This is a genomic window from Flavobacterium sp. FG19, assembly GCF_057809475.1.
Genome location: NZ_JBMDKA010000001.1, coordinates 234,443 through 257,595, shown reverse-complemented (window position 1 = coordinate 257,595; position 23,153 = coordinate 234,443). Strand labels below are relative to the sequence as shown.

At 34.3% G+C, this 23,153-nt stretch carries 19 protein-coding genes; 7 read left to right on the top strand and 12 right to left on the bottom strand.

Annotation, left to right across the window (positions count from 1 at the left end; translation table 11 throughout):
* From ACODST_RS01100 to ACODST_RS01080, 5 genes are all read left to right on the top strand, one after another.
* Entirely contained in the window at positions 1-1,869 is a 1,869-nt protein-coding gene (locus tag ACODST_RS01100; protein ID WP_488930268.1) for a peptide MFS transporter, read from the top strand.
* 1 nt (position 1,870) lies between these two features.
* Positions 1,871-3,358, top strand: coding sequence for a peptide MFS transporter (locus ACODST_RS01095; protein ID WP_488930267.1), 1,488 nt, complete (start codon positions 1,871-1,873; stop codon positions 3,356-3,358).
* Between the two features lie 53 nt (positions 3,359-3,411).
* Complete coding sequence (locus ACODST_RS01090) at positions 3,412-3,879, top strand: thioredoxin family protein (RefSeq protein WP_488930266.1); 468 nt, start codon at positions 3,412-3,414, stop codon at positions 3,877-3,879.
* A gap of 225 nt (positions 3,880-4,104) precedes the next feature.
* Complete coding sequence (locus tag ACODST_RS01085) at positions 4,105-4,557, top strand: thioredoxin family protein (RefSeq protein WP_488930265.1); 453 nt, start codon at positions 4,105-4,107, stop codon at positions 4,555-4,557.
* A gap of 270 nt (positions 4,558-4,827) precedes the next feature.
* On the top strand, positions 4,828-5,277 hold the full coding sequence (locus ACODST_RS01080) for a thioredoxin family protein (RefSeq protein ID WP_488930264.1): 450 nt from the start codon (positions 4,828-4,830) through the stop codon (positions 5,275-5,277).
* Between the two features lie 5 nt (positions 5,278-5,282).
* Here ACODST_RS01080 and ACODST_RS01075 read toward each other — a convergent pair whose 3' ends face one another.
* Genes ACODST_RS01075 through surE form a run of 5 tightly spaced genes read right to left on the bottom strand, consistent with a single transcriptional unit; the run spans position 5,283 to position 10,057 of the window.
* Positions 5,283-7,313, bottom strand: coding sequence for a ComEC/Rec2 family competence protein (locus ACODST_RS01075; RefSeq protein ID WP_488930263.1), 2,031 nt, complete (start codon positions 7,311-7,313; stop codon positions 5,283-5,285).
* A gap of 50 nt (positions 7,314-7,363) precedes the next feature.
* Entirely contained in the window at positions 7,364-7,849 is a 486-nt protein-coding gene (locus tag ACODST_RS01070; RefSeq protein WP_488930262.1) for a C40 family peptidase, read from the bottom strand.
* A 12-nt stretch (positions 7,850-7,861) separates the two neighbouring features.
* Positions 7,862-8,977, bottom strand: a complete 1,116-nt coding sequence (gene lpxB, locus ACODST_RS01065) for a lipid-A-disaccharide synthase (RefSeq protein ID WP_488930261.1) — start codon at positions 8,975-8,977, stop codon at positions 7,862-7,864.
* A gap of 35 nt (positions 8,978-9,012) precedes the next feature.
* Complete coding sequence (locus tag ACODST_RS01060) at positions 9,013-9,285, bottom strand: hypothetical protein (RefSeq protein WP_488930260.1); 273 nt, start codon at positions 9,283-9,285, stop codon at positions 9,013-9,015.
* Entirely contained in the window at positions 9,278-10,057 is a 780-nt protein-coding gene (gene surE, locus ACODST_RS01055) for a 5'/3'-nucleotidase SurE (RefSeq protein WP_488930259.1), read from the bottom strand. The genes ACODST_RS01060 and surE overlap by 8 nt, the downstream gene beginning before the upstream one ends.
* A gap of 211 nt (positions 10,058-10,268) precedes the next feature.
* Here surE and ACODST_RS01050 point away from each other — a divergent pair, with 211 nt between their 5' ends.
* Together ACODST_RS01050 and ACODST_RS01045 are read left to right on the top strand one after the other, a co-directional pair.
* Positions 10,269-12,452, top strand: coding sequence for a carboxy terminal-processing peptidase (locus tag ACODST_RS01050; protein ID WP_488930258.1), 2,184 nt, complete (start codon positions 10,269-10,271; stop codon positions 12,450-12,452).
* Positions 12,453-12,530: 78 nt separating this feature from the next.
* Positions 12,531-13,313 (top strand): DNA/RNA non-specific endonuclease, encoded by a 783-nt coding sequence (locus ACODST_RS01045; RefSeq protein ID WP_488930257.1) that lies wholly within the window; start codon positions 12,531-12,533, stop codon positions 13,311-13,313.
* Here the strand turns inward: ACODST_RS01045 and rpe are convergent.
* The 7 genes from rpe to ACODST_RS01010 all read right to left on the bottom strand — a co-directional run bounded on the left by rpe (position 13,290) and on the right by ACODST_RS01010 (position 23,151).
* Entirely contained in the window at positions 13,290-13,952 is a 663-nt protein-coding gene (rpe, locus tag ACODST_RS01040; protein WP_488930256.1) for a ribulose-phosphate 3-epimerase, read from the bottom strand. The genes ACODST_RS01045 and rpe overlap by 24 nt on opposite strands.
* Positions 13,953-14,335: 383 nt before the next feature.
* A complete protein-coding gene (locus ACODST_RS01035; RefSeq protein WP_007804760.1) occupies positions 14,336-15,199 on the bottom strand; it encodes a sigma-70 family RNA polymerase sigma factor in 864 nt (287 codons plus the stop codon).
* Between the two features lie 84 nt (positions 15,200-15,283).
* Entirely contained in the window at positions 15,284-16,750 is a 1,467-nt protein-coding gene (locus ACODST_RS01030) for a hypothetical protein (RefSeq protein ID WP_488930255.1), read from the bottom strand.
* On the bottom strand, positions 16,740-17,291 hold the full coding sequence (locus ACODST_RS01025; RefSeq protein WP_488930254.1) for an RNA polymerase sigma factor: 552 nt from the start codon (positions 17,289-17,291) through the stop codon (positions 16,740-16,742). Before ACODST_RS01025 ends, ACODST_RS01030 begins: the two co-directional genes overlap by 11 nt.
* Positions 17,292-17,445: 154 nt before the next feature.
* A complete protein-coding gene (locus ACODST_RS01020) occupies positions 17,446-19,140 on the bottom strand; it encodes a hypothetical protein (RefSeq protein ID WP_488930253.1) in 1,695 nt (564 codons plus the stop codon).
* Between the two features lie 14 nt (positions 19,141-19,154).
* Positions 19,155-20,336, bottom strand: coding sequence for a DUF4249 domain-containing protein (locus tag ACODST_RS01015; protein WP_488930252.1), 1,182 nt, complete (start codon positions 20,334-20,336; stop codon positions 19,155-19,157).
* Between the two features lie 28 nt (positions 20,337-20,364).
* Positions 20,365-23,151 carry a TonB-dependent receptor gene (locus tag ACODST_RS01010; protein WP_488930251.1) on the bottom strand — a complete coding sequence of 929 codons (2,787 nt, stop codon included), beginning with the start codon at positions 23,149-23,151 and terminating at the stop codon, positions 20,365-20,367.
* Positions 23,152-23,153: the final 2 nt, after the last annotated feature.

Genomic DNA, 23,153 nt, shown 5'->3' with positions numbered 1-23,153 from the left:
ATGGGAGAAACTCAAGTGAAAACGGCGCATCCAAAAGGCCTGTGGGTATTATTCGGAACGGAGATGTGGGAGCGGTTCAATTTTTATGGAATGCGCGCTTTGTTAACTTTATTTCTTGTGAATTCATTATTGATGAAGGAAGAAGAAGCGTCTTTGATTTATGGAGGTTTCCTCGGACTTTGTTATTTAACCCCAATGCTCGGAGGTTTTATTGCCGACCGTTATTTGGGAAACAGAAATTGTATCCTTTTAGGTGGTTTGTTAATGGCTATTGGCCAATTGCTTTTATTTACTAGTGGGAGTGTTTTTGAAGGAAATGTTCCTTTTGCAAAAACAATTATGTATTGTGGATTAGGGGCAATTGTTTTTGGTAACGGATTTTTCAAACCAAACATTTCGAGTATGGTAGGAAGTTTATATCCAAAACAGGAAAAAACAAAACTGGATACAGCTTTCACTATTTTCTACATGGGTATTAATATTGGAGCTTTCTTAGGTCAGTCTATCTGTCCGTTATTGGGAGATGTAAAAGATGCTGGAGGTTTCCGAGATGTTCACGCTTTTAAATGGGGATTTTTAGCAGCTGCCATAGCAATGCTTTTAGGTACAATTTTATTTTATTTCCTAAAAAATAAATATGTGGTTTCTCCGGAAGGAAGACCGTTAGGAGGTTTACCATCTAAAAATGTGGCAGAAGATTTTGAAGAAGGAGAAGCTCAAAAAGCTAATTTTTCTACTAAAGCATTAGTATTTGCAGGTCTTGCTTTTATCGCTTTAGGATTCTTTTTTCATTATGTAGTTGGGCAAAATTTAATTTATACTTTGATTTACTCAAGTGGTTTGGCTTTAGCTGGATTAATTATTTCTGATAAATCATTAACTAAAGTTGAACGTGATAGAATTTTTGTAATTTACATTGTTTCATTCTTTATTATCTTCTTCTGGGCTGCATTTGAACAAGCTGGATCTTCATTGACTTTTATTGCGGATAACCAAACCGACAGACATTTCTTTGGCTGGCTGATGCCGCCATCGATGGTTCAGATTTTTAACGGACTTTTTGTTGTGATAATGGCGGTTCCTTTTAGTGTTCTTTGGGATTTCTTAAGAGCAAGAGATAAAGAGCCTATTTCGCCAGTAAAATTAGCTGCAGGATTAGTTCTTATCACAGTAAGTTTCTTTATGATTGCAAATCAGGTTTCAGGACTTGGCACTTCAGGATTGTTATTAGTAAAATGGCTTATTTTATTATATTTCTTAAACACTTGTGCGGAGTTGTGTTTGTCTCCAATTGGTTTATCATTAGTAGGTAAATTATCGCCAAAACGTTTTGCATCATTATTATTTGGAGTTTTCTTTTTATCAAACGCATCTGGTTATGCATTAGGAGGAACTTTAGGATCTATTTTGCCTCCAACGGGCGATAAATACATAGCTGCTAAAAAAGCAAACATAGATCTACAGTCATTATTAGATAATAAAACTGTTGCAAATGGAGGGGAGTTGTTTACGTTAGCTAAACTTCAAATTGCAAAAGTTGATAAAGAAAAAGCAAAAGAACTTAATTTAGATATCGAAAAGAAAATTGAAACTCTTGCTGAAATTAAAAATCAAAAAGATTTTGCTAAAAGAAATAAAACAGAGTTTGTAAATAAATTCACAGCAAAGGATACAACATTTACTGTAAAAGAATTAGATATTATTAAAGAGAAACAAGTGATTACAGTTTCGTATCCAAACTTTGCAGGATTTATTATCCACAATTTATATGAGTTTTTTATGGTGTTTGTGGTTCTTACCGGTATTGCAGCTGTTTTATTGTTTGCTTTAACGCCAATGTTGAAAAAAATGATGCACGGTGTTAGATAAGATGGAAGGCAAGATTACTACTTTAGAACAAATTCAAAATTTTGAAGGCAAGTACCCAAAACAATTGTGGTACTTGTTTTTGGTTGAAATGTGGGAACGTTTTTGTTTCTACGGAATGAGAGGGGTTTTAGCTTTTTTTATGGTAGATCAATTAGGTCTGCTGGAAGGGAAAGCAAATTTACAATACGGAGCTATTCAGGCCTTTGTGTATGCCTTTACTTTTATTGGCGGAATTTTCGCTGATAAAATATTAGGATTTAAGAAATCGCTTCTTTTTGGTGGGATTGTAATGATTTTGGGAAACCTGCTTATTGCGGCTTCTCCACATGATTTCTTTTATTACGGAATAACACTTTCTATTATTGGAACAGGGTTTTTTAAGCCAAATGTTTCTTCAATGGTAGGAGAGTTGTATCATGAAAATGATGGTCGTCGTGATGCGGGTTACGGATTGTTTTATGCAGGTATCAATATTGGAGGAATGCTGGGTGGTGCGATACCTATTTATTTAGGAAAAAACTATTCATGGAGCCTTTGTTTTCTTTCCGCAGCGGTCGTTATGATTATTGGTGTGGTAACTTTTCTTTTAACGAAAAAACACTTAGCACCAATTGGAAATTCTCCTTTGGAAAATCATACGCCTAAAAAACGTAATCTGTATGAAATAGCGGTTTATGCAGGTTCTTTTATTGTGATTCCATTGGTATATATAATGGTTATCAACTCTGATTTTACAGAGTACTTTATGTATACAATTGGTATTGCGGCTGTTGGTTACTTTTTATTTGAATTAATACAGATAAAAGATCCTAAACAGCAGCGTAAATTATTGGCAGCATTTGTGTTTATTTTTGGATACTTTATGTTTATGGCTATTTCAGAGCAGTCTGGAGGATCGTTGTCCTTGTTTGCAAAAGATAACTTATCAAACAAAATGCTGTTTTTTCACATTGATCCAAACGTAGTAAATAATAGTATAAACTCGCTTTATGTTATTATTTTCAGCCCGTTGGTAGGATTGTTATGGATATTTATGTACAAGCGAAAAATAGAGCCTAATACGGTTATTAAATTTGGATTATCCTTTATTTTGCTGGCAGCCGGTTTCTTTATTTTTTACAGTGCCCGATTTTTTGTAGGAGCGGATGGACTGAGCTCTCTGGATGTTTTTGCTTTAGGTTATCTTTTATACACACTTGGAGAATTATGTATTGGTCCAATCGGAATGTCAGTAATTACCAAACTGTCTCCTAAGAGATTATTTGGAATGATGATGGGACTGTGGTTTTTATCAAGTGCATTTGGTCAGTTTGCAGCCGGGAAATTAGGAGCAGAAATGTCTGACGCAAATACAGGTACTACCTTAATGTCTAAACTTATTGCTTATACGGATGGATATTATCAGCTTGCGGTATATTCACTTATTGCCGGTATTGCATTAATTGTTTTGACTCCGTTGATTAGAAGGTTAATGCAGGAAGTAAAATAATGATGTTTTTTTAATTCATTTTTTATTTAAATTTGTGCAAAACAAATACACATATGAAAAGAATATTCTTGACCGCTTTTTTTATAGTTGGAGCGTTTGTTACACAAGCTCAGGAACTAAAATGGTATACTGATGTAAAAGAAGCCATTACAGTCAGTAATAAAGAACAAAAACCTATGTTAATGTTTTTTACGGGAAGTGACTGGTGTGGATGGTGTATTCGTTTACAAAACGAAGTTTTAAAAACAGCCGAGTTTAAAAAATGGGCTGCCGAAAATGTAGTTTTAGTAGAACTGGATTATCCGAGAAGTGTTCCGCAGACGCCGGAACTAAAAAGCCAGAATAATGAATTACAGCAGGCTTTTGGGATTCAGGGCTTTCCTACTGTATTTTTTACCAGTGCTCAGTCAAAAGACGGAAAAATTAATTTTACAGGTCTTGGAAAAACCGGTTATGTAGCCGGGGGACCTTCTGCCTGGTTAACGGTGGCCGAAGGAATTGTTCATCCTAAAAAATCATAAGCAGACTATTTTTAGATTGTGATATATAAACTAAACTCCTTGCATTATTGTAAGGAGTTTTTTTGTTTAGTAAGAAAAGATTTTCATTTAATTGCTGTGAATTATTATTTCGGTATTTATTTATAAATAAAAAAACACATAATGTATTTTTTGATGTGATATAATTTGGATAATTAAAATATTGTGTTAATTTCGTCATGCTATACTAACCAAAAACAATATAATATGACTAAAAAATTACTTATCCTACTGTTTTTTTTAGGTTCATTTTTCACACAAGCTCAAACCCTTGCCTGGAGAACAAACATGACTGATGCAATTGCCATTAGTAACGAACAAAAAAAACCAATGTTAATTCTATTCACTGCCTCAGGTGTACCGGAAAATCTTCAGAATGAAATCTTTAAGACCCCTGATTTTGCCGTATGGTCACGCGACAACGTAATACTGGTGAAATTGGATTTATCAGATATAAACGCTTCCGAAGGAGATAAAGAACAAAACGTAAGACTGAAGAACGCATTTGGAGTGCAGGATCTTCCTGAAGTATGTTTTGCCATTGCCTCTATCCGAAAAAACAAAACAACTTTCAGCGCTCTTGGAAAACTGGCTTATAAACCGGGCGGCGCCAAAGCGTGGATTGCAGAATCAAATAATATCCTGCATCCTAGTGAGTAAATAAATTTAAATTAAGATTCTTTAGTTTAATTTGTAGAATCCCCTTTTAGTTCTCTGAAAGGGGATATTTTTTTTAAACAATATTAAATGTAAATTATACATTTAATATTTTAGAGGGGTAAAATTTTAATTATTTTCAAATATTTAAGCTTAAATAATTAATTTCATTTTAATGTTGATTTTTTGTAACTATTTGTTTTGAAGAGGATTGTTTGATGTTAGTTTTGTGTTAATTTAGTTTTATTAACCCAACCAAAAACCTAACGATTTATGACCCGAAAACTACTTACACTACTGCTTTTTTTTATGGTTTTTGCGATGAAGGCGCAAAACCTTGAATGGAAAACGAGTATGGCCGATGCTATTAAAATTAGTAATGAAGAGAGAAAGCCAATGCTTATTTGGTTTACAGCTGTGAATGCGCCCGAAAACTTACAGAATGAAATATTTAAAACAGCCGATTTTGAAAAATGGTCCCGCAAGAATGTTATTCTGGTAAAGCTTGATCTTTCTGATACCGCTATTTCAAGCGAAGTACGGGAACAAAATATTAAATTGAAAAATGCTTTTGGCGTAATAGATCTGCCTGAAGTTTGTTTTGCAAGTGCTGTAATCCGCAAGGAAAAAACCAACTTTAATACCCTTGGAAAACTTTCTTATAATTCAGGAGGTGTAAAGGCCTGGATTGCTGATTGTAATTTGATTTTGAATCCGGAATAAAATAATCAGTTTAAGCGATAATATCCCTTTTCGGCTGTGGCATGAAAAGGGATATTTCTTTTTTCGCAGCTTGCTTTCCAAAGTTTTTGAATAGCATAAGAGTTCGATCCGTCTGCAATTATTATTTCAGGGTGAAGTGTTAGTAAAAGACGATCCAGATTTATTTTAGGCGATTGGGTTAAAAGTAAAATATCAGGCTGAATACTGCTTTTATAAATTCCGGTGCTGTCAAGGATTGAAATTTTCTTTCCTTTAAAATACAAAACGTTTTTAATCTGACAGGTTGTATCTAAGATGCCAAAATTGCCTACTAAGTAAGCGTTGAATGCGCTGTTTTTATTGGTCTTCGTGATATTGCTGGTAAGCAGGGTATTATGAGATCCGTTTCTTTTGGAAATCAATGTGTTTTTCTTTACGTTGTATACAATCAGTTCCTGCTGCAGGGATGTTTCTTTTCTGGTATAGAGTAAGGAAATCTGAAAAAGTATGACCGATAGACATACCAGTACTAGTTTGTAAAAAGTATGTTTTTTAGACCATATAACGGCGCTGATAATAACGAAGTACAGTGTGACTAAATAGTAAAAATTAAAACTGATGTCCTGAATTACAAAAGATTCAGCAGAAGCTACATAATGTATCATGCGGTTTAATATAAAAATACTTTTTTCAAAAATGTAAACCAGTATTTCAGGTGGACTTTTGAAGATTGCAAAAAGCATTACCAGTATTCCTGCAATCATGATAAAAGATAAAACGGGGAGAATGATAATGTTGGTAACAAAAAAAAGTCCCGGAAATTGATGAAAATAATAAAGACACAGCGGCAGCGTGCCAATCTGAGCGGCAAAAGAAACAGTTAAGGCATTCCAGATATATTTCGCAATCTTGTTCTTCGGCAGCCATATTTTATCTAAGACAGGTTGAAGCCATACGATAAAAAATAACGCTAAATAGCTTAATTGAAAACCTACGTCAAATAGAAAGTAAGGTTCAAAAAGAAGTATTAGTAAAACAGAAACTAATAAAGTATGGTATATGTTGCCGCTTCTTCGTAAATGAGCACCGGCAGCCACAAACGAAAACATCACAACCGATCGTAAAACCGAAGGAGATAAGCCTGAAATAACAGCAAAACCAGCCAGAGAAATTAAAATGGCAGTTAGTTTTACTGCAGAACCTCTGCGGGTATTGGGAATTGGTTTTAAGATAAACATTATAAATAGCATTATAAAACCAACATGTAAACCTGAGACAGAAAGTACGTGGGTGGCACCTGAGTACTGGTAATCTTTGATTATTTCCGATGAAATCTCCTGCTGTTGTCCGAGAATTAAAGCCAGTGCGACATTCATTTCGTCTTTATTAAAATGAGCTGTTTCCAGGTTTTTCAGAATGGTGGAATGAAGACGTCCGGAATAATACCAAATGTCTTTTTTGATGATTTTACTAATTGCTATTTCAGATTTTTTACAATATAACTGGGCATAAATCTGTTTGTCTGATAGATATTTGGAATAGTCAAACTGATTAGGATTTTTGCTGGCAGACGTTTTCTGTAAAGTAGTTTTTACCCGGATAATATTGCCAATAATTAATGGGTTTGTTAAGCTGTCTTTTTGTAAATTAACGATAATTCTTCCGGAATATCGTACAGTGTCAATACCGTTTATGATACCAATATAGCGGTCGTTATAATCATTGCTTTTGAGTTTCTCCCTTAAAGTAAGAGTTATGTATTGCGGAGTTTTAAAAACAGTTTCCGCATGTATGTAATTTGACTTATTGAAACAGTCTGTATGAAAAAGTAAAACGCAGATTCCAACTGCAAAAGCCATAAAATAACTGCTGATTCCAAAAATAAACTTTGCCTTTTTATTTTGTTGTGAAAGAAAAAACGAAAGACAGAATAAGACAAAACAGATTCCCAGAAAAACAAGTGAGTCTGAAATGGAGGGCTGATAATAATACGAAGTTAAAATTCCAAAAAGAAAACCAATTGTAATTTTAACCAAAGGGAAATCTAATACTTTCATGAGTTAAAAGTATTAAATATTGTAAGAAAATAAATATATTTTGTGTTAATTTATTCGATTACCCGGTTTACCTGTTCGAATGAATTTTTGTAGTATGCTTCTTTTGTTGAAGAAATGATGACTCCTTTGGAAGTGGAGGAGTGTACAAATTTTATTTCATCTGAATTTATTTCAGTAATAAGTCCCACATGATTGATCTGTCTGCTTTTATTGGTTTTAAAAAAAATCAAATCGCCTTTTCGGGCATCAGTAAGGGGAATTACTTTTCCAATTTTAGCCTGTTCATAAGAGCTGCGGGGAAGCTTTATATGCTCCGTTTCAAATGTTGTATAAACCAAACCTGAGCAGTCAAAGCCGTTTTTTGTAGTTCCTCCTGCTTTATATTTCACGCCAATATTGGCTGTGGCTGTTTCTATTAGATTTTTTACAAGAGATCTGCTTTCTTTTTTCGATTCGTTTTTACTTACAGCAGTCGAAGTCGATTTACAGGAAACAAACACAATTGATAAAAGAAGAAAAACGAATATTTTTTTCAAAACACAAATATTTTAAGATTTTAAATCAGTAACAATAAGTTCTGCGGTTTTTTTACTGGCTCCGATTCCTCCTAGTTTTTCCTCCAGAATATCATAGTTTTTCAGAAGTTTTTCACGATGAGAAGGCTCCAGTAATTTATGCAGTTCTTCTTTGATTCGTTTTGTACTGCATTCGTTCTGAATCAGCTCTGTAACCACTTCCTGATCCATAATCAGATTCACAAGCGAAATGTATTTTAAAGTAATAATTCGTTTGGCAATCTGATAAGAAATGGCACTTCCTTTATAACAAACCACTTCCGGAACTTTAAAAAGCGCCGTTTCCAAAGTTGCTGTACCCGAGGTAACCAGTGCAGCTGTAGAAGAACGAAGCAGGTCATAAGTTTTGTTAGAAACAAAGGCAATGTTCTTGTTTTTGATAAACTGCTGGTAAAATTCATAATCCTGACTGGGAGCACCGGCAATTACAAATTCATAATCCTGGAAATCATCTACAACGCTTAGCATGACACTCAGCATCTTGGTAATTTCCTGTTTACGGCTTCCTGGTAAGACTGCAATAATAGGTTTTTTACCCAATTGATTTTCGGCTCTGAAATTCGCTTCATTAAAAGCAGGCTGATTCTGGATCGCATCAATTAGCGGGTGACCAACAAAATCTACCGGAAAATGATGTTTGTCTTCGTAAAAACTTTTTTCAAAAGGCAGGATTACAAACATTTTGTCAATATGCTGTTTTATGGCAGTGATCCGGTTTTCTTTCCAGGCCCAGATTTGAGGAGAAATATAGTAATGTGTTTTGTAATTCTGTTCTTTGGCCCATTTTGCAATACGCATATTAAATCCCGGATAATCAATAAAAATAAGAACATCCGGTTTAAAATCAGAGATATCTTTTTTGCAGAATTTTATATTGTTTAAAATGGTTTTTAAGTTGAAAAGCACTTCAACGAATCCCATAAAAGCTAAATCGCGATAATGTTTTACCAATGTTCCGCCGGCCTTTTGCATTAAATCACCGCCCCAGAATCTAATTTCGGCCTCAGGATCTTCCTCGTATAAAGCTTTCATTAAATTGGAACCATGTAAATCACCGGATGCTTCACCAGCTATTATGTAATATTTCATATCAACGAATTTTTATTGCTGCACAAAGATAAGGTTTAAATAATTATGGTAGAAATGGCCAGAACAATCACAGCCAAAATGACACCTTTGGCCATCATTTCCCGGTTCCTTTTTAATAAAATTAAAAATACGGCAAGATCCAGAGTTGTGCCTATAGTAATAACTTTTCCTAAGTATCCCATTTCTCTGATCGTTTGGATGCCAGTGGAAATATCAAAATTTGTAAAGAATTTTATAAACAAATAACTTCCCATAAGAGAAGTGAAAATTCCGATTAGAAATCCAGTTAAGAAGTCTTTTTTATCCATTTAATTTCCAGGTATTAAGTTGCTGCATAGTATGATGGGCGGTCAGGTCGAACTGAACAGGGACGATCGATATGTATCCGTTTTCCAGAGCCCATTCATCGGTATCCTCACCCTGATCTTCGACTGTGAATTTTCCTGTAAGCCAGTAATAATCTTTTCCAAAGGGAGTCTGCCTTTTGTCAAATTTCTGAGCATAATAGGCTTTTGCCTGCCGGCAGATTTTGATGCCTTTGATTTCTTTTTCGTTTAGTTTCGGAAAGTTAACATTTAAAACAACACCCGGCGGCAGTTTGTTTTCAAGTGTTTCCAGCGCTATTTTTTTTACAAATGATTTTACAGGTTCAAAGTCGGCATTCCAGTCAAAATCCAATAGTGAAAAACCAATAGACTGAATACCTTCTATTCCGGCTTCAACAGCGGCACTCATTGTTCCGGAATAGATAACATTGATAGACGAGTTTGATCCGTGGTTAATTCCGGAAACACACAAATCCGGTTTTCTTTTTAAGATTTCGTTTACGGCCAGTTTTACACAGTCAACAGGAGTTCCCGAACAGCTGTATTCTGTAATAGTATCATCCTCTTTAGAAATTTTATCCAGAAAAAGAGTATTGTTTATCGTGATGGCATGTCCCATTGCACTTTGAGGTTTGTCCGGAGCCACTACCACAACATCCCCAATAGTTTCCATAACACTTATTAAAGCTCTGATTCCCGGAGCCAGAATCCCATCGTCATTGGTTACTAATATTAAAGGTTTTTCGTTTTTCATGGGGTGTTTTTGTTTTTGATTTATCAAAATTAAAGCTTCTTAAAGCAAATGTAATAACAGATTACGGTACTTTACTAACAAATAAATAAAAATTCTAAACTTAACAAGCGAAGACTTTTGAACAATAAACATTTTTATATCTTTAACAAAAAATTATACCGATCTTAGCATGTTGGCATAGTTTTTACCGTAACTTAGATTAAAAAATTTGATGAATGCTATTATTAAGTTTATGAAAAGAAATTATAAAATACTTATAGCTGTATTATGCTTGTCTCTAACCCTTTTTGCTTTTAAGATTAATGCTGATAAAAGTGAGGATCCGGACCCAAACAGAGATAAGACACTTTTAGAATTACTGGCTTTTGTTATCGAAAAAGGGCATTACAGCCCGGCTGAAATAAATGATGATTTTTCCAAAGGTATTTTTAAAGACTATATTGAGGCACTGGACCCTTCAAAAAGGTTCTTTTTACAGTCGGATATTGATGAGTTCAAACAATATGAACTGATGCTGGACGACCAGTTCCTAAACAAAGACCTGACATTTTTTAATCTGACTTATACAAGATTAATGAAGAGAATGGAAGAGAGTAAAAAACGTTATAAAACGATTTTAGCACAGCCTTTTAATTATACTACAGACGAGACTTTTAATGCGGATTATGAGAACATTCCGTATGCAAAAAACCTAAACGAAATTAACGAAAGATGGAGAAAACAAATTAAGCTTTCTACACTTTCATCGCTGGTAACCAAGCAGAAAATCGAAGAAGAGAAGAAGAAAAAAGATCCTGCTTATAAAGAGAAATCTTTTGAAACATTAGAGAAAGAAACCCGTGAAAGTTCTTTGAAATCTTTAGATGATAATTTCAGCGTTATTAAAGATTTAAATAAAGATTACTGGTTTTCAGTTTATCTGAACTCTATCATGGCCCGTTTCGATCCTCATACCAGTTATTTTGCTCCTGAAGAAAAAGACCGTTTTGATGTAAACATCAGTGGAAAACTGGAAGGAATTGGAGCGAGACTGACCAAGAAAAATGATTTCACCCAAATTGACGAATTAATTTCGGGAGGTCCTGCCTGGAAAGGGAAACAGCTTGAGGCCGGAGATTTAATTCTGAAAGTGGCACAAGGAAACGAAGAACCTGTTGATGTGGTAGGAATGCGTCTGGATGATGTGGTTAAAAAAATCAAAGGACATAAAGGTACCGAAGTAAAACTGACCGTTAAAAAAGTAGACGGAAGTATCAAAGTGATTTCAATTATCAGAGATGTGGTTGAAATTGAAGAAACCTATGCTAAATCAAGTATCGTAGAGAAAAACGGATTGAAATACGGAGTTATTTACCTTCCTAAATTTTATATCGATTTTGAAAATAAAGACGGTCGTGATGCCGGAAAAGATATTGCCCTTGAAGTTGAAAGACTTAAAAAAGAAAATATCAACGGAATTGTTCTTGATGTTCGTGATGACGGAGGAGGATCTCTTTCTACAGTAGTGGATATTGCCGGTTTGTTCATTGAAGACGGACCAATTGTTCAGGTAAAATCTGCCGGAAAAAAGAAAGAAGTTTTATACGATAAAGATAAAAAGATAGAGTGGGACGGACCATTAGTAATTATGGTAAACAGCTTCTCTGCTTCAGCGTCTGAAATTTTAGCAGCTGCCATTCAGGATTACAAACGAGGCATTATCATTGGAAGTAAGCAAACTTATGGTAAAGGTACAGTGCAAAATGTATTAGATTTAAACCAGTTTGTTCGTAATGCCAGTTATGGAGATCTGGGAGCATTGAAAATTACAGGTCAGAAATTTTATAGAATTAATGGAGGTTCTACGCAGTTAGAAGGTGTTCATAGCGATGTTGTGATGCCAGACCGTTATGCTTATTTAAAAATGGGAGAACGTGATATTGATAATGCAATGCCATGGGATAAGATTGACCCGGCAGATTACAGTACATGGACTTCTAACCAGAATTTCAATAAAGCTATCGAAAAAAGCAGAGGAAGAATTGCACAGAATCCTCAGTTTAAATTGATTGAAGATAATGCAAAATGGATCGATGTTAAAAATAAAGAAAACACCTATAGTCTGAATATTGTAAATTTCAAACAAACTCAGGAGCAGGTTGAAAACGAAGGAAAAAAATACAAACCAATTTCAGATTATAAAAATGATCTGGTTTTCAAATCACTTCCTTATGAAGTAACTGAAATGAATAATGATGCAGTGCTGAAAGAAAAGAGAGAAGCCTGGCATCAGGCATTATCTAAAGATATATATGTAGAAGAAGCTCTAAATGTTTTAGATGATTTACAGTCAGCTTCTTACGTAAAAACTACTGTTTCGCCAAAGATGAAAAAGGAGAAATTAGTAAAATCGTAATTTTTTAAAATTTAATTTGTTATTAAAACGCTTCTTAAATATAATTTACGGAGCGTTTTTTTTAGGTAAAATAGTAGGATGAAAAAAAGTTTAGTTTATGGTCTGGCAGGACTGATGATGCTTTCCTGTAAAAATGAAAACACGGCAGATACAGCTGAAATAGTGAAAGAACCTAAATCTTTTGTTTCGGATCAAAGTACAAATACAGAAGGTTATTCAGTTTCCTATCAGCCGGTATCGACTACCAATCAGATCGTAAAACACAAATATTATACGCTGTCTTACAATGAAAAATTTGAGCAGGCTGAATGGGTTGCATATGAACTAAAAAAAGAGTACTTGAAGAATGGAGATTTCAAACGCCCGTATTTTATTGAAGATCCCAAGGTAACGACCGGTTCTGCCAACTGGAGAAACTACAAAAAATCAGGTTATGATAAAGGACATCTTTGTCCGGCCGGAGATATGGAGTTTAGCGAAGAAGCGTATAATGATACTTTTTATACGTCCAATATTTCTCCCCAGAAACATGATTTTAACAGTGGAATCTGGAATCGAATAGAGCAGAAAACCCGTTACTGGGCCGGAAAATATAATGATATTTATGTGGTAACAGGCGGGGTTTTGAAAGATACGGATAAAAAAATAGGAACAGAAAAAGTAGCTGTTCCTAAATATTTTTATAAAATCATTCTGGCTAAATCAGGAAATAAACACAAGGCCATAGCTTTTTTGGTGCCTAATGAAAAGAGTGATAAGTCTATTTATGATTTTGTGGTTTCTATTGAGACTTTAGAAAAAATGACCGGAATTGATTTCTTTCCAAATTTAAAAAACTTAAAAAGCAGTCAGGACTTTTAGGTCAGTGATGGTTTCAATCGGGTTTTCGGCTTTAAAAACAAAGCTTCCGGCCACTAAAACATCTGCTCCGGCTTCTACCAGTTGTTTTGCATTTTTGTTTGTTACACCGCCGTCAATTTCAATAAGGGTTGAAGCGTTTTTGCGTGTAATCAGGTCTTTTAGTTTTTTTACTTTACTATAGGTATTTTCGATAAACGACTGCCCTCCAAAACCCGGATTAACACTCATAATGCAGACTAAGTCAATATCGTTTATAACCTCTTCAAGTAAATCGATAGTGGTGTGAGGATTAATGGCGACTCCCGCTTTCATTCCTTCTGCTTTAATGGCCTGAAGGGTTCTGTGTAAATGTGTACAGGCTTCGTAGTGAACCGTTAGTCCGTTTGCTCCTAAATCAGCAAAAGTTTTGATGTAGCGATCCGGATCGATAATCATTAAATGAACATCAATGTATTTTTTTGCATGTTTAGAAATAGCTTCTAAAACCGGCATTCCGAAAGAGATATTAGGAACAAAAACGCCATCCATAATATCGATATGAAACCAATCAGCCTGACTGTTGTTAATCATTTCTGCATCACGCTGTAAATTACCAAAATCGGCAGCAAGAACTGAAGGGGCAATAAGTGTATTTTTCATTGTAGTGTTGTGTGTTGTTTTTATTACAAAGATAATTTTTTTTATGCTGTCGTGGTAATTTAACCGCAAAGTACGCAAAGGCCGCAAGTTTTTTATCCTAAATGTAAGTGTTTGTTATAAAGTTTGCAAAGTTTTGTGAGCTTTGCATTCAGCCTAAGTTTTTTTATAATCTTTGCGTAGTTCTCTGCGCTCTTTGTGGCAGAAGACTTTTCCAGCTAAAGAATAAAAATAAAAAACTCCGGTAATCAGCCGGAGTTTCAATCATCAATCAAAAAACGAACAGTCAATCAAACTGTTGTTTGCTTTAAAATCTAATTTAAGAAATTTTAGAATAAACTCCAAATGAATGGAATTGGGAATTTCTACATTGAAATTTGGGTTGATTACCCAAGGTAAGTTTTAAGAATTTTACTTCTTGAAGTATGTTTTAATCTGCGGATTGCTTTTTCTTTAATTTGACGAACACGTTCACGTGTCAGGTCAAAAGTTTCTCCAATTTCTTCTAATGTCATTGGGTGCTGATCGCCAAGTCCAAAATACAAACGCACTACATCTGCCTCTCTTGGCGTTAATGTTTCTAAAGAACGTTCGATTTCAGTACGAAGAGATTCATGAATTAATTCTCTGTCAGGATTTGGAGACTCTCCTGAACGTAATACGTCATAAAGGTTAGAATCTTCTCCTTCAACAAGAGGAGCATCCATTGATAAGTGACGTCCTGAGTTTTTCATAGACTCTTTTACGTCGTTTACAGTCATGTCAAGTTCTTTTGCAATTTCCTCAGCAGAAGGCGGACGCTCATTAGACTGCTCTAATAAAGCATACATTTTGTTGATTTTATTGATAGAACCAATTTTGTTTAATGGTAAACGAACAATACGTGACTGCTCTGCTAATGCCTGAAGGATCGATTGACGAATCCACCATACAGCATACGAAATGAATTTGAATCCACGGGTTTCGTCAAAACGCTGAGCCGCTTTGATAAGTCCTAAGTTTCCTTCATTAATTAAATCAGGAAGGGTTAAACCTTGATTTTGATATTGTTTTGCAACCGATACAACGAAACGTAGGTTGGCTTTTGTTAATTTTTCTAATGCTCTTTGATCACCCGCCTTAATTCTTTGTGCTAATTCTACCTCTTCGTCAGCGGTAATTAGGTCAACTTTTCCGATTTCTTGTAGATATTTATCTAACGATGCAGTTTCACGATTGGTTACCTGCTTGGTGATTTTAAGTTGTCTCATGTTATTTGTCTCCTCAATTTTTAAGTGTACAAGTGATTATACGTATGAAGTATCAAAAAAGTTACAACTCTTTAAAAAATATTTTTAAAATTTATAACTGACACCGGATTGAAGGGAAAAACTATACGGTTTTGACTCCTTGTTTTCATTGAAAGTACTTAAGTAATATTTAAATAGCGGATTTAGATCAAGAGACCATTTTTCAGTTAATTTATAATTTATTCCAAGGCCTAAATTGTATGAGATATTAATACCTGAAATGTTTTTGGCTTCACCAATATTTTGTTTTGAAACATTTTCTGATTTTAAAAACAGTTGATTTTTATCCAGAATTAGGAAACTAAACCCGGTAAAAACAGAAGTTCCAATCTTGCTTTCATCCTTTTTTATGGCATAGGCAAACTCCAGAGGAAGCTCATAATAAGACAGTTTTTGTATTAAATCAGCCTCTTTTGAATTACCAAAGACTTCTTTTATATTTAAAGAAGATTTTAGTTCGATATTTTTATAATTCGGAATTAGATTCTCACCCAGCTGTGTGGCTGTTTTTAAATTTATTTTTGAAAATCCGGCCCTAAATCCGATTTTATCAAACATTGTTGTCACATAAACGCCGTAATGAGAGGTCAGAGGATGCTTTCTGGTCAGGCCGTTCATTGCAGGATTAATCATTGAGCTCCCGTTTAAGGAGCCAAAAAGAGCCGGACCGTAAAAAGCAGAAATAGAAATTTCCGGTTTTGTTTCATCGGTTTGAGTGTAATACGTTTTTTCTTTGTATTCTCTTTTGGGAGTTGTTTTCTTCTTCAGTTGGATACTGTCTTTTTTAGTGATAGTATCTGTTAAAATTTCTCTTTCTGTTTGTACTTCTGTTTCGGTTGTCTTAATTGGTTTTTTCTCACTGTTTTCAGAAGTTAAGGTATCTTTTTCCGGAAGTATATTTTTAGGAGTTTTAACAGGGTTGTCTTTAACGTATTTGGTTTTGCTTCGGACAGAAACAACCGGCTGTACTTTTTTCTTTAAAATGGGTTTGACTGTTTTCTTTTTTTTAACTGTAGTGAATGTCTTTTTTGGGATAACGGGAATACCTGATTTTTTACTTTTCGGCTGTATGGGCCTCATACTAACTTGTTGTTTTTTGACTATTACTTTGTATTTTTTAACTACTTCATATTCTTCATATTCACTGGTTGAAGTAACCAGTTTTGAAGATTGTTTGATCAGCTTCACACTTTTGCTTTTCTTAATAGTAGTAATTTCATCCGATCCCTTCTGTTTTTGTTTGGTGTCAGATAATTGCTCCTTTTTATCATGCTGACCAACAGATAATGGTTTTTGTTCTGGCTGTTTCTCCTGGGAATCATTTATAAAATAAAGTGCAGTCGAAAAAAATGCCATAAAAAGCAAACTGGCAATGGAAATGTATAGGGCTTTTTTGCGCCTTTTGGCGTTTAGATCTTTTTCAATTCCAGTCCATACAAAATCACCCGGAGTTTTGTCCAGACCTTCCAGTTTATTTTTAATGGCTCTTCCTATTTCCGTTTTATTTTCCATTTTTTTGTTTTGAATAATAAAATGTGTTTTGTGCTTTAATTTTCTCTTTCAGGATCTGTTTGGCCCTGTGTAAATTTGATTTAGATGTACTTTCGGATATCGACAGCATTGCAGCTATTTCATGATGTGTATAATCGTCTAATTCATAAAGGTTGAAGACCAGACGATACTGATGAGGCAGCTGCTGAATGAAAGATAAAATGGTGTCAAGAGAAAAGTTGAGTTCGCTCTCGTTTATTGTATCTTCTTCAGAATATTCATCCTTAATAGCGGTAAGCGAATAGGATTGTTTGTATCGGGTTATGGCTTTATTAATGGTTATTCTTTTAATCCAGCCTTCAAAACTGCCATTTCCTTTATAATTGCGAATGTTAGTAAAAATTTCTATAAAAGAATCGTGAAGGTTGTCTTCGGCTTCAGCTTCATTAGGACAATATTTTAGACTTAACACAAAAAGATCTTTCTTATACCTTTGGTATAATGCTTCCTGTGCTTTTCGGTTTTGTTTAATGCAGTCCTTAATGAGCTGGTCTAAGTTCAAATTTTAAAATTTTGATTCCGTAATCCGGTATTATGCTGTTTTAATCAATAGTATAAAAAGAATGAAAAAGGTTGCGTCATAAAGTATAAAAAAAATAAACACCCTGATTCTGTTTTTTAGAACCAGGGTGTTTTTATTAAATTGAAGCTGATCTTTAATTTGAGACCGTATCTTTTACTTCAAAAGTTTCTTTTATAGATACGGGAATTCCATTTTTTGTAAAACCTTCGAGACGTATTTCAAAAGTACCGGAAAGATCAGAGGTATAGAATGAAGTTTCGGTATTGTTGTTTAACTGTAAATCAGGATTCCAGAATAACTGATTTCTGAAATCCGGGATTCTTTCATTATCGGCAGCCTTTTCGTATTTTACTTTATTGTATATTTTTTTGGGCTGTGGTCTCAATAATGTTGTTTTTAATATAGAATTTGGATTCTGCTTACTGGTAAAATCATTGTCAAAAGTGGTAAAACTTATTAAACCGTTAAAAGATTTTGGACCAACATAATACCTGCCTACAATGACATCAATCTTATAGATGTTTTTCATATTATAAGTAATCAGGTCATTTTGATTCTGCAGCAATAATCCATCAATTAAAACCAGAGCAGCATCCGGTAATTGCGGAAACACATTTGGATCGTTAACATGCAGGTAAAAATTATTATTATTTTGTTTCAGATACACTTCTGTAACCACCTCAGTAATGGTTTCTTTGAGTGTTTTAAATCTTGTAAAGTCATCCAGGACATATTCTTTAGGCGTGTTTCCGTAAAAAGGTTCATATGAGGCAGGTTTTACGAAAAGATCGGCCTTTTTGTAAAAATAAGCATTTTCAATCTGACTGGAAACGGATCTGTCTAACAGGCTTTCTTTAAAAATATAGGATAAAGCAGTATTTGGCTGAAGTGATAATTTTGCATAATCAACTTCAGGATTTTGGTTTACTGTAATCATAAAATTGTCAGCATGTTCGTCTATTATTTGTATAACAGCGTTTGGATTATAATTTTCTTTATCAAGATTGAAAATAAAATGACCGTCTGAATTTGTTTTGACAATCTGAAAAATATACGATTTTCCCGGGATAGAAATTGCTATGGTAAGATTTTCTGTTTTATCAGTATGGTTTTTAGCGGTTACTTTCCCTTCCAGAATCTCACCTCTTAATTCAGGTAAAACCACTTTAGATTGTAAGTTCAATGATGCAGGATAAAATGGATGAGAAGCAAATTTGACTGCTGAAATTTGGGAAACAGCCGGAATATTATCCAGTCTTCGAACAGAAAGAGAGTAATTACCATTTTGGAAATTGCGGTCGGAAGACTGAATTTTTAAATCAACCAATTCACGGTTGGTAAAGGTTTTTTTAGAAAGATTAAAACTAATATTTTTAGTGTCTTCATCAGCAGTTTCAGTACCGGCATTATTTGTACGTATAATATTTTCTGCTTTACCGGAATCGTTTACTTTATACGGATTAATGATGTTTATATCCATTTGGTACAATTCCGAAACCGGTTTGTTTAACATCCAGTTTGTGTAAGCGATCAGTTTATAGTTTCCTGTTTTTAAATTTGTGGGAATAAAGTAATCTCCCTGTCCGGAAGCATCTTCCAGCTTTACTTTATTCTTAAAAACAGATTTGTTATTGCTGTCAAAGAGTTCTACATATGCTGTTTTACTAATGTAAGAAGATGTTTTGTCAGACGTTTTGATACAATAAACCTTGTACAATAATGTTTCTCCGCAGATAAAAGCAGAGGAGTTTGAGTGAAGGTAAACGGTTTCATCTACCGTAATGTTCTGCTGTGCTCGGCTAAATTGTGTATTAATTAATACAAGCAATAAAATAAGGTGTTTTATTCTGTCCAAAATGAAGGTATTACGTTAGATGAAAATGTTGTGCAGTCTCCGCAGGCTACCGGAACCATATAATAATCAATTTCCTCATGAAAATCATACCAGACTGTATAATTTTTCAGATCATATATAAGCTGTCTTCCTAAACAAGGAGGATCACTAAAACCAAAGCAGAATTTGTAATAAGTGTCTGTACAAGGCACATAATAAGGAGGAAGATCTTCTCCCGGAAATAAATCAACGTAATTAAAGAATATTCTTTTTGAGGATACAGAGGATACATCAAAAAAGCCAATGACTTTACTGTCGGTATTGGTTAAACATTTAATATTTCCGTTTACAAACCCGGGCTGTTTTGGGGATAGTACACTCGAACTGCTTGAAATTTCTTTTAAAGTTTTATAAAAAGTATACGATTCCAGATTTTGAACATATTGACGAACCAGTATGCTGTATCTGTGACTGATGATATAGTTTTGGTCACTTATAAATCTAACAGGAAAGTTAACACGGTCTTCCTGTAAATTGGTTGTGGTGGTTTGAATAATATCAACAGAGTTTTTAGTGCTGTAACAAATTCTGATGTTATCAGGACTGGGAGCAAAATCAATTTCCTGATCGCCGGTAACGACAAGTTTATATTCAAGCCATTTAGGGGCAATGATTTTGTAAGTTTCCTCATATTCGTATCGGTAATATTTTGAGGTATTTTGAGGATCATAACTTTCTACATTTATCTGAACCCCTCTTCCTTCTTTTGTGTTTACTACTGTTGGTACAACATTTTGAATCTCATTTTCGGTAGTAAGTATCTCACTGGAGGACTGGTATTTTTTGCCATCTTTAGTGCTTATTTCCAGTGTATATTCAGTACCAGGTTCCGCTTTAAATTCCGTTTCAGAAACATATTTATCTGATTGCTCTGTAAAGTGGTACGTATTTCCTTTGTTATCAAGAACATTTACATCGGCTCCTTTCTCGGTTTCTATACCATCGTCTTCCAGACGGGAAGTTTTAGAAAGTTTTATTTCCTGATTTTTCAGCTCATTAGTAATGGTGGCCTCCACAACCAGCGCTTCTTCATAGGAGTCTGATTGTAAATTATAGGTCTCGGTACAGCTATTGAATATAAAACTCAATAGAAGTACTATAGTGATTTTATTATAAAAATATGTTTTCATGATTTTTCAATCCAGTCTGAATGGAATATTAAAATTTAAAGTTATAAGTTATACTAGGTACCGGAATTGAGAAAATAGAGGTTTTGTAACCATTTAATTTTCCGGTCTTATCTGTTACAAAGAAAATTGAATACGGATTGTTTCTTCCTAATACATTATAAACAGATATATTCCAGAAGCTGTGTGCTAGTTTCTTTATTTTATGATTTCCTTCAATGTTTATTCCAATATCTAAACGGATATAATCCGGAATTCTGAATTCGTTTCGATCACTGTATAAAGTATATTGAGCACCTCCATAATTGTATGTTCCTATTGGATAGGTTATAGGTCTTCCGGTCTGGTACATGAAATTAGTAGAAAGACTGTAACGCTTTGTAAATTTATAATTTAATACAGCACTGATATCGTGTGGTTTGTCAAAATTAGAAGCAAAGTATTTACCATTGTTTACTTTTTCCTCGTTAAACGCACCATCCAGTTTAATTAGTGATCTGGAGTAAGTGTATCCCAGCCATCCGTTTAGTTTACCAATTTGTTTTTTAATTAAAAACTCTATACCATATGCTTTTCCTTCACCTTGTAAAAGTTCTGTTTCTACATTTTCGTTTAATAATAATTGTGCGCCCACTTTATAATCCAGAATGTTTTTGGATTTTTTGTAGTAGGCTTCCAGGCTGATTTCAAATTCGTCGTCGTTTAAGTTTTTAAACAATCCTAATGAAACCTGTTGTGCGCTTTGAGGTTTTACGTTAGAATCTGACAGTTTCCAGGTGTCTGTAGGCGATTGAGTGGTATTACTTGATAATAAATGAATATATTGTCTGGTAACATCAAATCCTGCTTTGATAGAGAAATCTTCTGTAAAGAAATACCTGGCTGCAATTCGGGGTTCTAAACCGCCATACGTTTTGACTACTTCATTGTTGTTATAATGTTGAGTATCAATAATAGTAGCGTCGCTCAAAGGTTTGCCGCTTTCATAAATATTGACATCGGCTTCACCCAGCGATGCATAAAATGAATATCGTAAGCCAAGATCCAGTAATAATTTATCATTTATTTTGTAACTGTCCGCCAGATACAGGCCAGATTCAAGAGCCTTTTCTTTATTGATGTCTGTAGGTACCAATGTGGCCTCCGGTTTTTTAGGATGCTGGTATCCCGGAGAAATGTTGTACAGTTTGCTGGCTAATCCGTATGAGAAAGTATGTTTATCGTTAAACTGATAATTAAACTTAAGCTGTAATTGGGTTTCATTTATTTTATAGCCAAAATCAAATGCGTTGATATCTTCTGAATCATAATCAATGTTGAACTTATATTCACTATTTGTTAGGATAAAAGCGGCTTTGTTTTTTTTATTAAAAGTATGATCCCATTTTGCAGATATTAGTCGGTTACTGTACTTGTAAATTGAATCTGAGCTTAAGCTAAAACGGTCATGGCTGTAATAGGCAGTGGCTTCAATCGCGTTATTGCTATTGATGGTATTTTGATATTTTAAAATTCCGTCATAAAATCCGGCCTGACTATTTTTAAGGTTTTCATCATCTAATTTTTTTAAGATCCAGTCAGAATAAGTAGCACGCCCTCCAAAGATGATACTGGATTTGTTTTTCTCTATTGGCATACTCAGTGTCAAATTTGAAGTAACAGGTCCAATGGCACCTTCGCCCGAAAATTTCTCCTTATTTCCGTTTTTGGTAGTAATATCAAAAACCGAAGACAATCGTCCTCCAAAATCGGCCGGGATGCTTCCTTTATAGATATCGGCTTTTTTTGCCGTATACGGATTTATAGCAGAGAAAAAGCCTAAAAAGTGCTGTGGATTATATAAAACGGCATTGTCTAAAAGAATTAAGTTTTGATCTTCTTTTCCTCCGCGGACATTAAATCCGGCAGAACCTTCTCCGGTAGTTTTTATCCCCGGAAAAGTAGTAGCTACTTTTAAAATATCTCTTTCACCCAGTATTAGAGGTACATTTTTAACATTTTCAATATCAATTGATACAAGTCCGGATACTACCGTTTCTGTAGCTCTCTGACCTTTCTTTTTGATGACTACTTCATCAAGCTGATTTGATTTTTCGTTGATATCAATATTAAAAGTACCATCGTCGTAAACAACCAGGGTTCTGACAACTTCTTTATGGCTGAGTGATTTTATTTCTACGACATTGATTCCTCTTGGAAGCTGTAAACTATAATTTCCGTCAAGATCACTGGAGGTGTTAATGTTTTTGTTTCTTACTCTGATATAAATGTTGGCTTCCGGTTTTCCGGTTTCTTCATTTCTTATAGTTCCGGAAACTGTAAAATTCTTTCGGGTTACATTTTTGTTTTCTTTTCCAATAAATACGATTGAACTTTTTTTGGTAACACTGTAGCTGGCCAAGGAATCATACTGCTGATAAAATACCGGATTATCTCCCTGACCGTCATCGTTCTGATTAATGGTTTCGATAGGCGCATCGGCAAAATAATTGGATGGCAAATTGGTATAAATGGTACTGTTTAGGGTTAGAATTACCTTGTTTTTTAAAACAATGTAGTTTAGATCTGTTTTACTAAGTACCGCATTAAGCACATCATCAATTCTGGCATCAGTAAAAGTTCCTGAAATCAGTACTTTGCCGGAGTTTACCCAAACCGGATCAAAATAAAATTTATAAGGTGTTGAAGCTTCAATGCGTTTAATTACATTTTCTAACGTCTCATCTTTCAGTGTAATAGTGAGTTTCTCATTTTTTTCCTGGGCAATAGATAATTGAAATGAGAATAAAATAACAAAGGCGAGTATAATTTTTTTCATTT